At 35.5% G+C, this 16,897-nt stretch carries 22 protein-coding genes; 7 read left to right on the top strand and 15 right to left on the bottom strand.

Going from position 1 to position 16,897, the window contains the following annotated elements:
• Positions 1-2: 2 nt before the first annotated feature.
• From OLM53_RS01085 to OLM53_RS01015, 15 genes are all read right to left on the bottom strand, one after another.
• Positions 3-284, bottom strand: coding sequence for a hypothetical protein (locus OLM53_RS01085; protein WP_264521210.1), 282 nt, complete (start codon positions 282-284; stop codon positions 3-5).
• Positions 281-637 carry a hypothetical protein gene (locus OLM53_RS01080; RefSeq protein ID WP_264521209.1) on the bottom strand — a complete coding sequence of 119 codons (357 nt, stop codon included), beginning with the start codon at positions 635-637 and terminating at the stop codon, positions 281-283. The genes OLM53_RS01085 and OLM53_RS01080 overlap by 4 nt, the downstream gene beginning before the upstream one ends.
• 4 nt (positions 638-641) lie before the next feature.
• On the bottom strand, positions 642-914 hold the full coding sequence (locus tag OLM53_RS01075) for a hypothetical protein (protein ID WP_264521208.1): 273 nt from the start codon (positions 912-914) through the stop codon (positions 642-644).
• Positions 907-1,458, bottom strand: coding sequence for a hypothetical protein (locus OLM53_RS01070; protein ID WP_264521207.1), 552 nt, complete (start codon positions 1,456-1,458; stop codon positions 907-909). The genes OLM53_RS01075 and OLM53_RS01070 overlap by 8 nt, the downstream gene beginning before the upstream one ends.
• Entirely contained in the window at positions 1,458-2,423 is a 966-nt protein-coding gene (locus OLM53_RS01065) for a hypothetical protein (protein WP_264521206.1), read from the bottom strand. The genes OLM53_RS01070 and OLM53_RS01065 overlap by 1 nt, the downstream gene beginning before the upstream one ends.
• Positions 2,420-3,067, bottom strand: a complete 648-nt coding sequence (locus OLM53_RS01060) for a DUF6046 domain-containing protein (protein ID WP_264521205.1) — start codon at positions 3,065-3,067, stop codon at positions 2,420-2,422. The genes OLM53_RS01065 and OLM53_RS01060 overlap by 4 nt, the downstream gene beginning before the upstream one ends.
• Positions 3,067-5,004, bottom strand: coding sequence for a phage tail tape measure protein (locus tag OLM53_RS01055; protein WP_264521204.1), 1,938 nt, complete (start codon positions 5,002-5,004; stop codon positions 3,067-3,069). The genes OLM53_RS01060 and OLM53_RS01055 overlap by 1 nt, the downstream gene beginning before the upstream one ends.
• A gap of 205 nt (positions 5,005-5,209) precedes the next feature.
• Complete coding sequence (locus OLM53_RS01050) at positions 5,210-5,551, bottom strand: hypothetical protein (RefSeq protein ID WP_264521203.1); 342 nt, start codon at positions 5,549-5,551, stop codon at positions 5,210-5,212.
• A 1-nt stretch (position 5,552) separates the two neighbouring features.
• A complete protein-coding gene (locus OLM53_RS01045) occupies positions 5,553-5,987 on the bottom strand; it encodes a hypothetical protein (protein ID WP_264521202.1) in 435 nt (144 codons plus the stop codon).
• Between the two features lies 1 nt (position 5,988).
• Positions 5,989-7,188, bottom strand: coding sequence for a DUF2586 family protein (locus OLM53_RS01040; RefSeq protein WP_264521201.1), 1,200 nt, complete (start codon positions 7,186-7,188; stop codon positions 5,989-5,991).
• A 2-nt stretch (positions 7,189-7,190) separates the two neighbouring features.
• Positions 7,191-7,685, bottom strand: a complete 495-nt coding sequence (locus OLM53_RS01035; RefSeq protein WP_264521200.1) for a hypothetical protein — start codon at positions 7,683-7,685, stop codon at positions 7,191-7,193.
• Between the two features lies 1 nt (position 7,686).
• The gene (locus tag OLM53_RS01030; protein ID WP_264521199.1) at positions 7,687-8,166 is read right to left on the bottom strand and encodes a hypothetical protein; all 480 of its coding nucleotides are present in this window, start codon (positions 8,164-8,166) and stop codon (positions 7,687-7,689) included.
• Positions 8,163-8,633, bottom strand: a complete 471-nt coding sequence (locus tag OLM53_RS01025) for a lysozyme (RefSeq protein WP_264521198.1) — start codon at positions 8,631-8,633, stop codon at positions 8,163-8,165. The genes OLM53_RS01030 and OLM53_RS01025 overlap by 4 nt, the downstream gene beginning before the upstream one ends.
• A 118-nt stretch (positions 8,634-8,751) precedes the next feature.
• Positions 8,752-9,762, bottom strand: a complete 1,011-nt coding sequence (locus tag OLM53_RS01020; protein ID WP_264521197.1) for a hypothetical protein — start codon at positions 9,760-9,762, stop codon at positions 8,752-8,754.
• Positions 9,763-9,793: 31 nt separating this feature from the next.
• Complete coding sequence (locus OLM53_RS01015; protein ID WP_264521196.1) at positions 9,794-10,951, bottom strand: ATP-dependent Clp protease proteolytic subunit; 1,158 nt, start codon at positions 10,949-10,951, stop codon at positions 9,794-9,796.
• 183 nt (positions 10,952-11,134) lie between these two features.
• Between OLM53_RS01015 and OLM53_RS01010 the strand changes: the two genes are divergently transcribed.
• From OLM53_RS01010 to OLM53_RS00980, 7 genes are all read left to right on the top strand, one after another.
• On the top strand, positions 11,135-11,596 hold the full coding sequence (locus OLM53_RS01010) for a DUF1804 family protein (RefSeq protein WP_264521195.1): 462 nt from the start codon (positions 11,135-11,137) through the stop codon (positions 11,594-11,596).
• A 7-nt stretch (positions 11,597-11,603) separates the two neighbouring features.
• The gene (locus OLM53_RS01005; protein ID WP_264521194.1) at positions 11,604-11,849 is read left to right on the top strand and encodes a hypothetical protein; all 246 of its coding nucleotides are present in this window, start codon (positions 11,604-11,606) and stop codon (positions 11,847-11,849) included.
• Positions 11,849-13,366 carry a hypothetical protein gene (locus OLM53_RS01000; protein ID WP_264521193.1) on the top strand — a complete coding sequence of 506 codons (1,518 nt, stop codon included), beginning with the start codon at positions 11,849-11,851 and terminating at the stop codon, positions 13,364-13,366. The genes OLM53_RS01005 and OLM53_RS01000 overlap by 1 nt, the downstream gene beginning before the upstream one ends.
• Complete coding sequence (locus OLM53_RS00995) at positions 13,366-13,782, top strand: hypothetical protein (protein ID WP_264521192.1); 417 nt, start codon at positions 13,366-13,368, stop codon at positions 13,780-13,782. Before OLM53_RS01000 ends, OLM53_RS00995 begins: the two co-directional genes overlap by 1 nt.
• 2 nt (positions 13,783-13,784) lie before the next feature.
• A complete protein-coding gene (locus OLM53_RS00990) occupies positions 13,785-15,035 on the top strand; it encodes a DUF935 domain-containing protein (RefSeq protein ID WP_264521191.1) in 1,251 nt (416 codons plus the stop codon).
• 53 nt (positions 15,036-15,088) lie between these two features.
• Positions 15,089-16,300, top strand: coding sequence for a phage minor head protein (locus OLM53_RS00985; RefSeq protein WP_264521190.1), 1,212 nt, complete (start codon positions 15,089-15,091; stop codon positions 16,298-16,300).
• A 73-nt stretch (positions 16,301-16,373) separates the two neighbouring features.
• Positions 16,374-16,886, top strand: coding sequence for a phage virion morphogenesis protein (locus OLM53_RS00980; RefSeq protein ID WP_264521189.1), 513 nt, complete (start codon positions 16,374-16,376; stop codon positions 16,884-16,886).
• The last annotated feature ends 11 nt before the right edge of the window (positions 16,887-16,897 follow it).

Raw genomic sequence — 16,897 nt, 5'->3', positions numbered from 1 at the left:
TTTTAAAAGCTAAATGGAAATTCTCCTTCAGGAAAACCATAATTAAAAATCTCTTCCGGTAATTCTGCAGGACATGTTGCTATCAATTGACCTTTACCTTTGAAATAATCAGAAACCTCTTTTAAATCCACATCCGATTTTACTTCAATAAGTTTTTGTCCTGGTACCAAAACATCCATAACATCGATTTTATTTGCAATAGCAAAATCAAAAGCACTCAAAACATTACCGTTTTCTTGTAATGCAATATCTAATAGCGATTGACTTTCAATTACTGTTATCATGGATGTTCTTTTTTGTATTTATTAAACTCCTTTACCTTATCATCATACATCTTCTTATAAAGAGCAGCCTGCTTTTTATGATATTCAATCTCTTGCATCAATATGGCTTCCTTTTGTTCAAAAAGCTTTTCAAGATTTTGTCCCATTTCTTGAACATGCTTAAACTTTTCCTCATATCTAGCTGGTAAATCATCCAAAGCATTTTTATATAGGTCAACTAACTTTGAACCGTTATCAATTTCAGTTGTAGTTGCATCGGCATTATACTTTCTTCTAGTAAAAAACCAACCTATCCAAGCTCCTATTCCGGTAGTTAATAATGGTGCAACAAATTGAACAAAGATTTCATTCATGGCGTTAAGTGTTTATTTTTAATAAATCTTTTATATCGTCGTAATCTTTGGCATCTTGCTCCATTTGAAAAGTAACTACTCTTTTGATATCTGCAGGTTTTGCACCAGTACGAATGTATTTTATTAAGTTAGCTCCGATTAATGGCTCATTTTTCCAATCGCCCTGGTTAGAACATAAAATAAGAGCAACCTCTTGAACAGTACTTTCGCCTATAACAAAATCACCTGCTTCAATTAGGATATCTAAGTCTGCATCTAATAAAAGGTCCTTAGCCATGTTTAATCTTTGTATTTTGTATGTTTGATAGATTTGCTCTATCTAAATTTCTAAATTGGGATGACAATATTTTTAATGCTGCTCCTCCATCGTTTGGAACCACATTCCAATTAGTAAATACTTCTTGTATCTTTTGGAGGATTAATGTGTTTTTATCAACCTGATTTTTTAATTCAACAGCATTAACTATTCCTCCAAAATCATCTCCATTAATCATCATTTGACCATTGTTTAAAGACAATTTAAACCCTGATTGATCTATCAGTTCAAATCCCTCCATTTCCTCGCATGAAATCAAAAAAGCTGCTTCTCCATTGTGTATAGATCCAACTAATGCTAGGCTGTCAACTTTTGGCTTGATAACTATGGAACCAAGACCAAGCAAAACATCAAAATATTCAAGACCATTATTTTCACCAATGCAGGTCATTGTCTTAGCTTCCCAATCAACTTCAGAAACTTTCACCCATTCCGTTTGAATTGGTATTCTAGCTTTTATCTTTTCTGTCAAAAGCTTTTTAAATTCCTGTAGATGTTTGCTCATTATTCCGCTTTTTTATCCAAATAACATTCCTGGTGATACTTCGGACTGTCATCATAGGTCTTAACCACTTTTTTAATAAAATATAAACCTCTTCTGTCTGGGTATTGATTGCTAATGATATCAGCTTTCATTCCATGTGTCACGCTTGGTACTCCAAATATTTCTACATGACCCTGAAAACCTTCAACTTTAAACTTTTCATAATCTGCCTTGATTAGCTTTTCAACTTCAGCTTTGACAGTTATATTGTAATAACTTAAAGTTTGCAAGGTTCCTCCATCATCTCCATACTCAGCCGTTATTTTACGACCATTTGGCAAAGTTGAAATACCCTTAATCTTTATAAGAACGTCTTCTTTATTTTTGTACTGCAGGTTATGATCAACAACGTTTTGATTGAAATTGAAAATGACTGGTTCTACAGCATCATCAGTATAAATCTTACCTACAATTAACTTTCTTCCTTTGAAATAACTATAAATGTTATTTTCCTGTAACTCTTCCAGAATTTTAGCGGCCGTTGTATTTGCCCAGCGCTTAGTTCCTATGTTAATATCCGCAACATCATACTCAATTCCCTCTGGTACTATTTTTTTAATTAAGTCCTCAAGCTTCGTGCTTCTCATTGATACATTAGCCGGATACTTCTTTAATAAATACATATAGTCATCACATTTAATGACTACTGGAACATCAGCATAAACCTCATTTACAAATCCATCAAATTCCAAAATAAGGTTTTCATCATATCCCAAATAAATTTGGACTGGATCTCCTTTTTTGAAAATCGTTTTAACATTCAGCTTGTCAAAGTCCTTAACATTTCTTGGAAGCTTTATAGTTGCTGTTGATGTCAACATCTCCCAAGAGCTTTCAATAACGACAGAATTACATTTTCTAATAATGATTTCTTCTCTACCATCTCTAGCAGGAAATACTATTTTAGAAACCATTGCAACTGTCATACTTTTGTTTTTATATTCAATTCAATTGGCTCGTCCGAAAGCGCGTCAATCGTAAACGTTCTGATATTAGGCTGCCCACGTAATGGCGAAAACTTAATTCCCAATATTGTTATGTACTTAATTCTTTTGTCGGTGAAAAGCTCGCAACCCACTTCGATAGCACTTGCCAGGTTATCCCATTTTGTAAGCTCTCTTTCCTGGTCTTTAATGTCAACCAGATTTTGAGGCTGTGATTTGTCCGGTATAAGAATTCCATTGATGGTAATCTTCCAGTTATCAAATCCATAAATCTCTTTTACGCTGCCACGTCCTCCGTTTACTTTAGTGTCGCCAATTATCTTCTGTCTGTCAAAATCCATAATTGTAGCAATCGGAAGGCGCATGGTTCCCATTTTCTTCTCAACGATTTCTCCTTTGTCATTGTACTTTTTGTAGGTACCTTCTAAAAAAGTGATCGGAAACAAAATCGGAGTACCGTAAGAACTGCTTTCAAAAGACTCGTTAGCATCTTCTACGATTTGTATCCCTTTAAAAGACTGCTGCGGAGCATTTGGCATTCCTTCAATACCTACTTTGTAACGATCAAGGAACTGCAGGCCAAAAGCCTCAACAAATAAATTACCTATAGTTAAATTTACTGCCATTATGATCCTGAAGCAATTAAAGCGTCTTTCATTGTATCGTTGATTTTGCCGACCACATGATCTGCAAATTTTTCCATATCATGGAGCTGTGATTTAGCAACATGATAAACATTGTTTACTGATAAAGTCATGTTAATAATCTTTGCTGCTCCCTGACTTGTGTTGCCTGTTACATCTTTCGTTGGGTCAGGTTTGGCTGTAGGAGGGCTTGAAGGCTTTTTGATATCCTCTGGCTTTTTTACTTCAGATTTTGTCTTTTCAGCCTTTTTATCATTCTCATCAAGAGCAAGATTATGGCGCATATCCTTAATCCATTTTGCTCCTCCACCAGCTAAACCTCCAAGACCAGGTACTTTAGATAAAAGCTCTAATAACTGTTGAACTGGATATAATAAAGCATCAAGTAAAACCAATCCAATACGTTTAATTCCTGCAACAATTCCGCCTTTAGTAAAAGCATCTGTTATGCTATCCCAGTGTTTTCTAAAACTCTGAACCAATGATATAACTAAACCAAGTGGTCCCATGAAAATACTCAGCGCTGCACCCCATTCATCCCATTTCGCTATTATTACAGTTACTGCAGCTACTAAAGCCATAACGATTAAAATAATAGCACCTATAGGATTGGCATCCATGGCCGCATTAAGGTTCCATTGTGCAATAGTTTGACCTATTGTTGACGCCTTTAACATGGTGTACAATTGTGACATGGCAACTAATCCAGGTGCCAGATTGATAACTCCCATAATACCCTGTAATCCTACATCAATAAATGGTAGCATACTTCCAGTAGCGCCGTAAATCGAAAGCTTGATATTATCAAAATAAGAAACAATACGATCCTTTTGCTCCTGATAACTTTTACCCATTTCTTGAGCCATATCATTAAGCGCTGTCTGATCGCTTTCAATATCTTTTGTATACTTTTTAAGTAAATCTAAGTTTCCAAGAAGTCCGGTAATAGCAATTGTATTTTCCATCCCAAACATGGCTCCAAGAACATTATCTTTACCTTTAAGCTTTTGAAGCTCCTCAAGTCTAACTGCTAAAGGTTTAGTTTTATCTGCAAGTTTGTCAACGTTGATGCCTGCCTTTTGTAGTTGCTCTAATACTTCTTTTGGGAGAAACTCTTTTTTATCCAGGATAGAAAGCACATTTCTTAATGCAATACCGCCTTCAGCTCCTTCCTTTCCATATTTCCCCATTACTTGTAATGCAGCATTTGTTTCAGCAAAACTGACATTAGCAGCTTTTGCTTTTGCTCCAGACTGATCAAGACCCGCAGCAACCTGGTCAACTTCTTGACTACCTACTTTAGCTGAGGCAACCATCTGATTAAGCATTTCATCCATTTTGTTAGCTGCCTCTTCTGGATTACTTAAATCAACGCCAAATTGATTCATTGCACTTGAAGCTGCATTAGTAGCACCTTCTAAGTTATTATGCATCGTTTCGGCAAGCTTTGCTACACTAGTTCCCATTTGTGCAAGAGCAACAGGATTATCAGCTATTTCAGGAGCTAGTTTTGAAAGTAAAACAGTATAGGCTCTTACATCATCTTGAGCTTTACTTCCAAACTGTGCTGCAGTATCTTTTGCGCTTTGTCCTATTTGTTGAATAGCTTCATCCGAAACCCCAGTAATGGCTTTCAACTCATGTAATGAGGAATCGAATTTGTAAGCTCCATCAGCTCCATCAAGAAAAGGCTGACCAAAATTTGTTATAGCCTGTGATGCAGCATTAGCAGCAACCAATTTTAATGAGTTATTAGTTTTCTCAAAAGCCTGCGCAGAGTTATTACCCATTTTAAGAACTTTGTCGTCAACCCCATGAATTGCAACTTCCATTTTGTCAATAGAAGACGTGACCTCTTTAACAGGCTGTGTTATCTTATCGACTAATTCAAGTATCCAATCGGTTTTTTGATCTGACATTATTCTTCTTTGGTTCCAAATAAATGAGTTAATACAGTTGCCATTGATTCGGCATCAAGCTGTTTAAGATAGTTAGCTTCGTGATATAGCTTCATCCATTTTCTAATAGAGAGCCGTTCAGGCTCTCTATGAAAATAACTTCGGATTAAGGCATTGCCACGTTTGTAAAAGTCAAACGAGTTATCGGAAGATATAACACCTTCCTCTAGCGCTTTTTTACAATCGCCTCCCTTTTCTTGAAAATTTTACTGAGCTCCTGATATGCTGCGCTTTTCATTTCGTCATCAATCAGTACCTCTTCTGATCCGGAAAGTCTGCAGGTATTAAAAAGAGTTTCAAGTCCTTTTATCGCCTGGTCCTTCTTGGTATAATCTGCCAGAACTTCCAAATGCTGCATTGTTGGTTTTTTGAAGTAGGTAGCGTGTTTGGCGCCCTCCTCATCTTCAGTAATAACCTCATGGATGTATTTGATTTTGTGCTTTGTTTTCAAAGCCTGTAATTGGGTATCATCAAGATACCCAACTACTTTAGTAACATCTATATTCATCTTATTGGTTCCAGTCAATGTGAGTTACAATACATTCCAGTTCCTGGCCTACAACTTTGTCGCCTTGCTTAACACTACGACCGAGTTTTGTAATCATGACATTTCGCAAAATATCTTTATAAATACGAAGGTCATAGTCATATTGTACAATCATGTCAGCAGGTATAGCATCCTGCAATCTCATTCCTGGAGGAATGGCATCCAATAAAGCCGTAACTTCCTCTTTCACTAACACGATTTTAACCTTTGCTTCGTATTTACCTTCACCGTGACCAATTGGCATCTTACCGGCTCCGTAAATCAATTCCTTTTCTACGGTATCGTCGTAACCAATTTCCATTATACCTTCAATATCTCTTCCGAAAAAATTGAGAGTTACTGAATTCCATCCGGCCATTTTACCGAATGCATTTACTAAAGTGTTTGCTCTTGCCATTTTATACTAAAGATAAATCTACCTCGAAGGTGTGAATAATTGCTCCTAATGTGACACTCGCTTTAACAATTAAAGGAGTTTGATCGTTCGGGTTCTGATCTGCTGGAATCAACAAATCATAACCGCTTATTTCTTCAGCTACTAGCATTTTTTGTAGTGGCTTTTTACCAACGTTTTGAAGATCGGTAATAGCAGTGCTTCTTAATTTACCGGTGCCTGCATCACGCTGAAACCATCCGCGAACTTTTGGTAAAAGAGCGTTTCTGATTCCAAGAGCTGCTTTGTCCCAAACTCCATTGTTCTCACCAGTTGAGTAGTCAGAACTTAAAGCGATACAAGTTGGCTCACCGTTGAAATATACTCCTGCAAATCCCTGGAAGGTTCCGGCATAAGTATAACCAAACGCTGTAAGCTGATTCTGCTCTACTTGTGAAAGTGTTGAAACCGGAGTTCCATCACTTAGGCACGCAGTAAGCCATAAGCCCAAAAGCGTATCCGTTAAAGGATAAGTTTCGTTACCTTTTTTAGAGCTTGGCTTCTTGATAATATCAACGGAACCTAAGTTCTCGTTAACCTTTCTAACAGCGCGGCTTCCTAAAACGGTACCGACTGCAGCATATTTAGCATATGCAGGATCAATTACTGCGATTGCAGGGTCTTGAGCAATTACTAAACTAACCTTACCGCAATCCAATGTACGTCTTGTAACCGCTGCTTTGCTGACGTTTCTACCTTCAAGGTAAATACCATTTAAGTAGATTTTATCCGCAAACAAACCGTTTATGAACGTTTGACACGCTGCTATTTCTGTTGCCAATACTACCACATCGTCGGAATTATAAACAAAGCCAATTCTTTTTACGTCAGTATTTTGACGGAATAAGGCCTTAACTGCATCCATTGCGAAAAATGCTGCAGCTGTAGCTTGATCCGTTAGTACAAGTTTCAGAGTTCCATCAGGAGCTAACCTGAAAAACTCGGAGATGTGATAATGAAGTAAAACCGCATTATTCGCATCAAAGGCAGCGTCTATACCTAACTCCTCTGCAGCTTTAACGCTATTCAAAACATAGACTGTCTGAAAATCGTTACCGGCTGCATCAGGTACAAAAGCAACTAATGACATGATGCCATCAGTTGACGGATTTGAACGGTTTAAACCTCCCTGTCCTGGATTAATTGTTACACCTGTAAAACTCATTATTAATCTTGATTTTCGGTTAATTCAGTTCTACGAGCATCAATTGTATCCAATATGATTTGTCTCGTTTCGTCTTTCGCGTAAGCATCCAACTCTTCAACTGTCTTAACGGTTGATATTTCAGTAATTAAATCCTCTTCAGATTTATCAACTTCCATTCCTGACGCTAGTTGAGCTCTGCGAGCCGCAACAGCATTCAAAACAGTAGTTCTGGTTTCGTCTTTTTCAATTGCGTCCAATTGTGCAATTGTAGTTGCTTCCTCAGCTTGAGCAATTTTGTCTGCAGCTAATTTTTTAACTAAAAATACATTAGCAGTATCTTCAGCTGATGGTTCGTCGGTCATAACCTCAGACCTTTTTACAGTTTCAAAGTCGCTATTATGCATAGCGGCTCTATTCTTGTCTAAGAACGCCTGCTCATCAGGAGTAACAAAGACCTCTTTTGCGTTTGGATATCTTTCGAATACCTCTTTCGCGGATTGTTGAGCTTTTGTCATGTTATATTTTTTTATAATTGAAAAATAAAAGTAGGAGCCATAAAAAGAATGCGCCTAATGCAATTCTACCTATGTAAATTTGGGTCCATTGCCACCAGGTTAAAATGTTTGTGGTAATGGGTATTTCTTTTTGTGAATAGCTTTTTATAAACTTTTCTTTCCAGGAGAAAAACAACTCTTCAGCTTCTTTTTCACAGTCAACCGTAAGAACGTTATCCTTAACAGTAACTTTAGGAGCTTTAAGTTTATGTCCAGTTCTGGAATTGTTAATTTTTTTAATCACTATTTTACCATCCTCAATACCTAAATCAGCAACAGTCTGACTACTATCTTTTGCAACGGTTAATAATGTATCCTTTGAAACTACTGTTATAGAATCTTTAGTAATTTCTTTTATAGGTACATTTTTGACTGATTTACAAGAAGTCATTAGCAATAATATTGCTAAAAATGAATACCAGATTATTAATGCTTTTTTCATGAGAAGTAAATTTGTGCTTCTTTTTTTCTGCGATTGGTTAACCCATTACTTGGTACTCCATTTGCTTTGTTCCACTTTAGAAACTCCTTAGCGATATTAGGATCATTCGGATTGGCATTAATCAACTTTAAGAGTGTGCTGTCACCTAATCCTTCTGGAATATTGTCTGCATCGATATCACTACCGACATTGTAGGCAAAAGAGACTACTGTATTAAATTGGTTTTGTTTTAAGCTTGATTTAACCAAGCTTGAAACGTCTTTTGCAAATAAATCAGCTATAAAGTAGAATATCTCATCAGCATAAGCTTGAGTAATTGGAGGGTCTTTCATGGTGACTTTTCTACCATTTGGGTAAATCGTGTTACCCCATCCAATTGTTGGAACTCCTGCAGAACATAAATAAGGCTTGAGACTACATTTCTCAAAAGACTTTATCAAATTATAACCTGCAATACTTAATTTCATAGCTTCTTTTTATTTTAAAGTAATAGCCGGGCATTGTGCATTTTCATGTTCACGTCACTTTTTTTGATTTGCCTATAAGGCTTTGACGTTACAATATCCGGCTATGACTTTGTATTAATTAGACTGCTTTACCGTCAATGATAGCTCCTTGACCTTGGTCCATAATTGCGAAACAACCGAAGTACAAATCGTACCCCACAACATTCTTTCTGTATTCTGGATCATCTTTAGCAGCTCTGGCATAACGAGTAACTGTACCTTTAGCTTTAACTGTTGATTTTTTGTGGAAACAAATAGTTGAAGTTCTACCAGCTGTAACACTATCAAAAGCCAATTTAACTTTTGTTGTAGCATGATAAGTGGGAGTATATACTTCTTCGTAAATGATAAATCCATAATAGTTCATTGCGATTTTACCGTCAACTCTATTCATGTATCCTTTTTCAAATACGCTATCTTCCAATAATAGATCATTAGCATGAGTAGAACTCAATACTAAAACTCTTCCATCTTTTGGTACCGATAAATTATCTAGTTTACCTTTTAATTTAATGATATCAGCTTTGGTACAACGTAACCTTCCTGTTCCATCATTAGCTCCTGTTGTTTCAAGAACAGGTGTATCAGCTGAATTTGAAGCAGGAGAAATTGAATACAACGCATGATCAGTTGATTTCATTTCTAATTCCTCTTTCAATTCAAGGTTGATATCTCCCTCTTTATCGTAAGCAACAGAGTAAAGTTCATCAGCAGTTACCTCTTTATTCACAGTTGAATATTTATTCAAGGAAACAACTACTTTTTCATCATCACGACCAGAAGATACAAGTGGATAAACGGCATTATTAATTAATACTGATGGTGCACTATCCCCTTTTCGTTTAGGTATCTTAATAGCATCATTTCCAACCCAATTATCTTTACTGGTTACCTCTTGTATCCAGGTTCCTAAATGCTTGAATTTGGAAATAATGAACTTTTCGTTCAATTCGTTCAAAAGGTCACCATCTACAATGGCACAAGTTTTAAGCTCAACCTTTTCTTCCTGGGAAATACTCCACTTGGTAATGTTCGCGAATGAGGCTACTGTTAAAAGTAAGCACGTCAATACAATTCCGATTTTTTTCATGTTTGTTTTAGATTTAATTTAAAATTTGGTTTTACTTGCCTTCTAAGTCAGCTAAATAAGCCGCTTTAAAAGCTTCTGGATCTTCGTTAGCTAATTCGTCTCTTTCTTTTTCAGACATATCTTTAAATGCTTTCACATTTGCAGCTCCACCTGCGGAAGGAGTTACAGCAGCACTAACTTTTCCAAGTGGCTGTAAAGAATTGATGTGTGCTTCGCAAGCATCAAAATCATTTTTAGCCCAACTTTTCAAGCTTTCAACTTGAGTTGCTAAGATTTTTTTAGCTGTAACAGCACCATTTAACAAGGCATCTACCTTAGTCTCTAATGCAGCAGTTTCAGCTTGTTTTTTTTCTGCAGTCAATGCAGTCACTTTTGTTGCTGCTTCTTTGTTAGCTGTAATTGCAGCTTTGATTTGCTCTTCTGAAGCATCTTCTGAAAGCCCTAATAACAGGGCAATGATTTTTTTGTCCATGAGATTGTTTTGATTATTAATTTTACTTGTAACTTCAGGAATGTTCGGCGCTCCAAATGCTTCGAACATTGCTTTTGTATCTGGTGTAATCGTAGTTTTTTTAATTACTCCAGTTATGAATTTTTGCTTTGCGGCATCTTTAGCAGTTAACCAAACATCGCCTTTTGCCCATTTAGATTCAATGTCTTCAACGCTCAATCCTGTTTTAGCAGCATATTGCTCTTTGTATTGAGCAGTAAGGTTTTTTAATAGCTCAAGTGAGCTTTGAACTGCATCTTCATTTCCACTAAAATAACCAGATGGTTTATGGTACATAAAAGAACCATTTTCAGCCATTTGAAAGCTATCTAAGCTTATAGCTATTTTAGTAGCAGCAGATGCAACAATAGCTCCTCCAATACCATTTTTGGCACCAGGGAACCTTTGTATTTGATTTTCTATTTCAGCAGCTGTAAATACATCCCCACCAGGAGAATTTATATATACATCTACATCTTGAACACCATCTGCTAGAAACTGATCTATTTTGGCTGTTATTTCCTCAGAGCTGTTATTCCAGTTATAAAGTGCACCCGTAATACGAATGTCAGCTTTATTGCCGTTTTTATCAGCCGTAATAACTAAAGGAAACTTTTCTGCGATGGCCGCATTTATCAACGCGCTTGTGAGGCTAACCCCGCCAACAATTAATAAATTAGTTACATGATGTTTTTTCATTGTTTTCTTATGTTCTTTCGAATAGTGATGACAAAATTTGAATTATTATGAAGTTTAAAAAAATGGCAGTTCCTTAATAAGGAATAGAGTCCTATGCCTAAGGAAATCAATACTTATTAAAGAATTGAACAACTAAAAAAATCTACTTATTAATGCAATTTTGTGATGTTATAAAACAAATACATGGCAAAAGTTAGGGAGCAAAAACTGGCAGAGGATTTATACATCAAAGGCAAAAAAACAGCAAAGGAAATTTCAAGCTTGATTAATGTCTCTGAACATACTATTGGTACATGGGTTGAAAAATTCAAGTGGAAGGAACGACGTAATGCTTTACTTGGTTCTACTAACAATGGACTTCAAAACATAAATAACCTAATTGATATTTATGCAGAAAAGCTTATCAGTATGGAAACTGATAAAGATGCTTCTGACAGCGCCAAAGTAAAACTGGTTGATGCTATTGCCAAACTCAACAAAACAAAAGATGGATTTGAAAAAGAGCATAGGATACCCTATAACACTTATATCAATGTTATGGAGTTAATCATGAGTGATATGATTAGTAAAATTGAACCTAAACACCATTTAGCCATACTTGAATTTTTTGAAAACCATACAAACGAATTAGCACTTAAATACTGATTAAACTATGTTTAAACTCTTATTATCATTAATATTCAATAAAGCTTCTACTTACGAATGGAAAATTCAAATAGCTGCTCATCTTTTAAAATCTGCACTATTTGAGCAGACACAAATAGGAGATGTTGTTTCCATTAAAAAAATGGGACATAAATCATATAAAAAGAAGGAAATTGTTGGTGTAGCTTACAATTTCAAAACTAATAAAATAACCTCATTAACAGAAGAAAAAAGCTTTAAAGGCTATAAATAATGAAGTCAGTAGATAAAATAGCACAAAAGAGGTTTATTGAAAAAATTGCTCTTATTCGAGCTTCTGGAGGTTCTGTTGATCCAAACGAAACGAAACAGCAAAAGAAACTTCGTCTTGACAAAATTTCTAAAGATTTTGCATATTGTGTTAGATACTACTTTCCTCATTACGCTACTTATGAAACTCCCGATTTTCATATTGAATTAGCCAATATGGTTGGTAAAAATCCACTATTCAAAGGTTTTGCGGAATGGGGTCGTGGTTTAGCTAAATCTGTTATTTGTGATATCATTTTGCCATTTTGGCTTTGGATGCGTGGAGACCCAATGTACCTGGTTATTATAGGAAATAATGAAAAGAAAGCCATACAGCTTCTTGCAGATATTCGAGCTGAATTTGAGGGTAACCCTCGAATTATTGCGGATTTTGGAGAACAAAAATCATACGGAAGTTGGGATGAAGGATTCTTTATCACTAAAGGTGGATTTATTGGTCAAGCTTTAGGCCTTGGACAATCAGTTAGAGGGCTTCGTGTGAAGAATTTACGTCCTACGATGATTATTCCAGATGATACTGAGACAAAAGACACTATCAAAAATGAAAGACGTCAAGATGAAATAGTAGAATGGATGCTTCAAGATTTAATCCCAACAATGGATGGTGATTATAGACGTTTTTTGATGGCTAATAATGCAGCATTTCCTGTAATGATTCAAAAGAAACTTCAGCAGCTTAATCCAAAATGGAAAGTCCATCATGTTAAGGCCTACGATCCACAAACATATAAACCAAGATGGTTCTCAAAATATAAAGACAACTATTATAAAATCCTTGAGGAAGAGCTTGGAATTCTTCCTGTTCGTGCAGAATACAATAATGAGCCACATGTTAGAGGTAAAATATTCACAAATGAACTAATACAATGGTGTAAGCTTCCTAGATTAGATACTTTTGATTGTATTGTAGGGCATTGGGATGTTGCCTATTCTGGTTCTGTTACTGGTGACTATAATGCTGTTAGACTTTGGGGACTTAAAGACAAACAATTTTATTATATCACTTCATTTGTAAAAAAATGTAAAATGAAAGCTGCTGTTGAATTTATGGCAGACTTTGAAAAGAACCTTCCTGAAAAAGTTCGTATCCATTGGAGATTTGAAGCTCAGTTTTGGAATGATGAAGTTGAAAGAACCATAAGAGAAGTTGAAGAAGCTTTTGGTGTTGATTTGAGGATTACAAAAGTTGATAATCCAAGAATTAAAAAGTATGACCGAATTGTTTCAATACATCCATACTATCAAAATGGTAGAATTTGGTATAACATAAAAATGAAAAGCCATGCTGATACTCAAATAGGAATGGCACAGCTTTTCGGAATTGAACCAGGATATAATGGACATGATGATGCTCCTGATGGTGACGAACAGTGTATCACTTTTTTAAGTAAACATATTTATGAAACGTCTAAAGGTGGAAAGCCTATGACAGGCAGAGTTGAACGTAAACACGTATATTAATGGCACTATCATTTATAACAAAACAAGAGCTTACAGGACAGATTTTTGAAGAATACATTGATGAAAGTATTGAGGATGATTTAGCAATTTTAGATCAGACTGAATTAGAAAATATTTCATTAATGAAAGGAAAACTTCGTGAACGTTATGATGTATCAAAGGTTTTTGATAAATCTTTAAATTACGAAGACAAACCGCTTATCAAAAAAGTATTAATTGCCCTGGTTAATTATAGCATTGTAAAAAGAAACAAAGCTCGAAAAATACCTACCACATTTAGCGATGAGTTTAAATGGGCAATGTCTTGGTTGAAAGATGTAAAAGAAGGTGCTGAAAATCCTATTTTACCAGCATTAGAAACTCCAAGAAAAGAGGTACAATGGGGAAACAATAAAAACAACGATTTATATTTATAATCATGGCACAAAATGCAAGGGTTGGTAGAACCTACGATAATAGACCGTCAAATATAATATTACCAAGAAGTAAGTCATTAAGTGTTCAAACTATAAAGAAATGGCGTGATGCTTTAGCTTTAGCTCAATTAGCTGAAAATGCAAACAGAGCTCCACTGCTAGAGCTTTACGATAGTATTTTATTAGATAGCCATCTAGCTTCATTGATTGAGGGTCGTACATTAAAAGTACTGCAATCAAAATTCAAAATCGTAAATAAAGCAGGAGAAAAAGATGAAGAGCTTACTAAGTTATTTCAACAGCCCTGGTTTAACTCATTTATATATCATTCAGTAATGGCAAAGTTCAAAGGTGCTACAGTTGTAGAGCTTTGGGATTTGGTACCAGAAACCTTAGAACTGGATAGCGTTAACTACATACCTTCAGAAAATGTTCTTACTGGAAAAGGTTTGATAGTAAAAGAAGTTGGTGATGAAAAAGGATATCCATACAAAGAAGATCCTTTGAAAACATACTATATCCAAATCGGTAAAAACAACGACTTAGGAATTTTAAAAGATGTGGCTCCTGATGCGCTTACTAAAAAGTTTGCAAGAGCTTCTTGGTCTGAATTTGTCGAAAAATATGGAATTCCACCACGTTGGGTTGTAACTGACAGTTATAGTGAAACTCGTGAGAATGAGCTTGCCGATATGATGGCCAACATGGTTTCTAACCATTGGGCAGTATTAAAAGGCAATGAGAAAATCGAAGTAATGAACTCGACTGGTACAAGCAGCTACGATATCTTCGATAAACTTATTGATCGTATGAACTCAGAAATGAGTAAAAGGATACTTGGACAGGACGGAACTACCGATGCTGGAGCCAATGGAACCTATGGCAGCCTGAAAGTTATGCAAGGCGTGTCAGATGATCGTCATGATAGCGATAAAAACGATGCCATGACTTTGATTAATAAAGAGCTGCTTTGGCGTTTGCAGTTAATTAGTCCTGCTTATTCAAAATTGAAAGACTGCCGTTTTGAGTGGGACGATAGTCAGGAAATGACATCATCGGAACTTGTTACTATGATAAAAGAATTAGCTGACTCAGGTTTTATAGTAGATTTAAATTTCGTTAGTGAAAAAACAGGTATTCCAGTTACCGGAATGAAGAGTGATAATGCTGCAGTACCTCCAGTTGATAAAACAGGTCAAAAAAAAAAGTCAATAAAATTGCAGCCAGTAGCTTTTTATCGGACGAAATTATAGCATTTTATGATAATCATTGTGGACATGATCACGGTACTATAAATGCGGTTAATTTGTCTGACTATTCAAAGCTAATAAACCAATTAGCTAAACAGCTCTACGATGGTAAACTTCTACCTTCTGATTTGAATAGTGATTTGCTTGAAAAAACACTTGGAGACATACGTTCTGGTTTATCTAGCGGTTTAGGTGATTCCTTTTTGAATTATGAAAACAATGCTGTTCGAAACTTGAGCCTTAATCAAAATCTTTATCGATTTAGTGGTGCTAAAACCTATCAAGAGCTTGCAAAAATGAACTTATTTCTTAAAGATAAAGGTTCTTTTCAAGATTTTCAAAAAGAAGCTTTAAAAATAAATGATCAGTACAACAAATCATTTTTACAAGCTGAGTTTGATACTGCAAACAGAAGTGGAGTTATGGTGGACAAATGGAGCAAATATGAAGGACAAAAAGACCTTTATCCAAACCTTCAGTACAAAACGGCTAATGACTCAAGAGTACGTCAAGAGCATGCTGATTTGCAAGATATTATTAAACCTATAAATGATCCGTTCTGGATGTCCTGGTATCCTCCTAATGGTTTTAGATGTCGCTGCTATGTAACGCAAACCGATGCAGAACCAACAAAGGGAACTCCTACCATAAAACCAGATGCTGGATTTAATAATAATGTAGCACTTTCTAATATGGTTTTTGATGAAGGTGATCATCCATATTTTGTATTTCCTGCTGCAGATGCAAAAAAGATTAAAGAGAGCTTTGAGAACATCAAGTTATCAAGTCCAGATTATAACATTGTTTATCAAACTAAAAAAGCTAAGCTTGAAGTTTCAACCTGGGCTGATCCAAACGATATCGAATTGAACTATAAATATGCTAAAATACTGGTTGAAAAACTTGGAATTGATGTTAAAATTAGAAACCATACTGATATTCCTGGTATAACAAATCCAGAGCTTGAAATTAATGGAAGTACGGCCGACTTAAAAAACATTGATTCTGTTAAAGGAATAACTAATGGATTCGCATCTGCTAAAAAACAAATGGGGATGACAAAAAGTAACTATTCTGTTGTTTTTTCATTGGATCAACTAAAAAAAATAAAGCTTGAGGATATTACTAAACAATTAGCCAATAAATTCAACCCCACAAGAGGAAAAAATATTAAAAGTGTATTCTTTATCAAAGGTGGAAAAGCTATTGAATTAACGCGTGAAATGATACTAAAAAAAGACTTTAAGAAACTTTCTGGAATTTTATAAAAAGGTAGAGGGCTCAAACAGTTTCCCGTCCTCGCCCTCATGTATAACATTGCAAATATACAAATAAAATAATATGATAACCAAAATTCCTGATTTTAATGGAGTTGCCAAAAAGTTAATCAAAGATGCCCAGACAATAGCAGAGGTAGAAATGATTAATTTTATTATGGGTAACTTTGAAAAACAGGGTTTTATGGATGGTTCTTTGCAACCATGGCAAGCTCGTAAAGGCAACACTGATTCTGGAAGGGCTATTTTAACAAAAAGCTCAGCTTTGCGCGATAGTATTTCTATTAGCTCTAGCAGTTCTAAAAGAGTAGTTGCGACAGCAACAGCGAAACATGCTAAAATTCATAATGAAGGTGGAATACTGAAAATACCAGTTACTGCTAAAATGAAAAAGTACTTTTGGTATATGTTCAAAAAGACCGGGCAATCTCAATATAGAGCCATGGCACTAACTAAAAAAAGTTACTTCGAAATTAAGATGCCAAAACGGCAATTTATGGGAGACTCCGCCACATTCCGGGCAACTATTCAAAACAAGTTTATAAAAATGATTGAAAGCCGTTTTAAGGCTGTTTAAACACTGATTAA

Origin of the sequence: Flavobacterium sp. N1994 (assembly GCF_025947145.1) — a bacterium.
Taxonomy (GTDB): Bacteria; Bacteroidota; Bacteroidia; order Flavobacteriales; family Flavobacteriaceae; genus Flavobacterium.
This window is presented reverse-complemented; position numbering and strand designations above follow the sequence as displayed.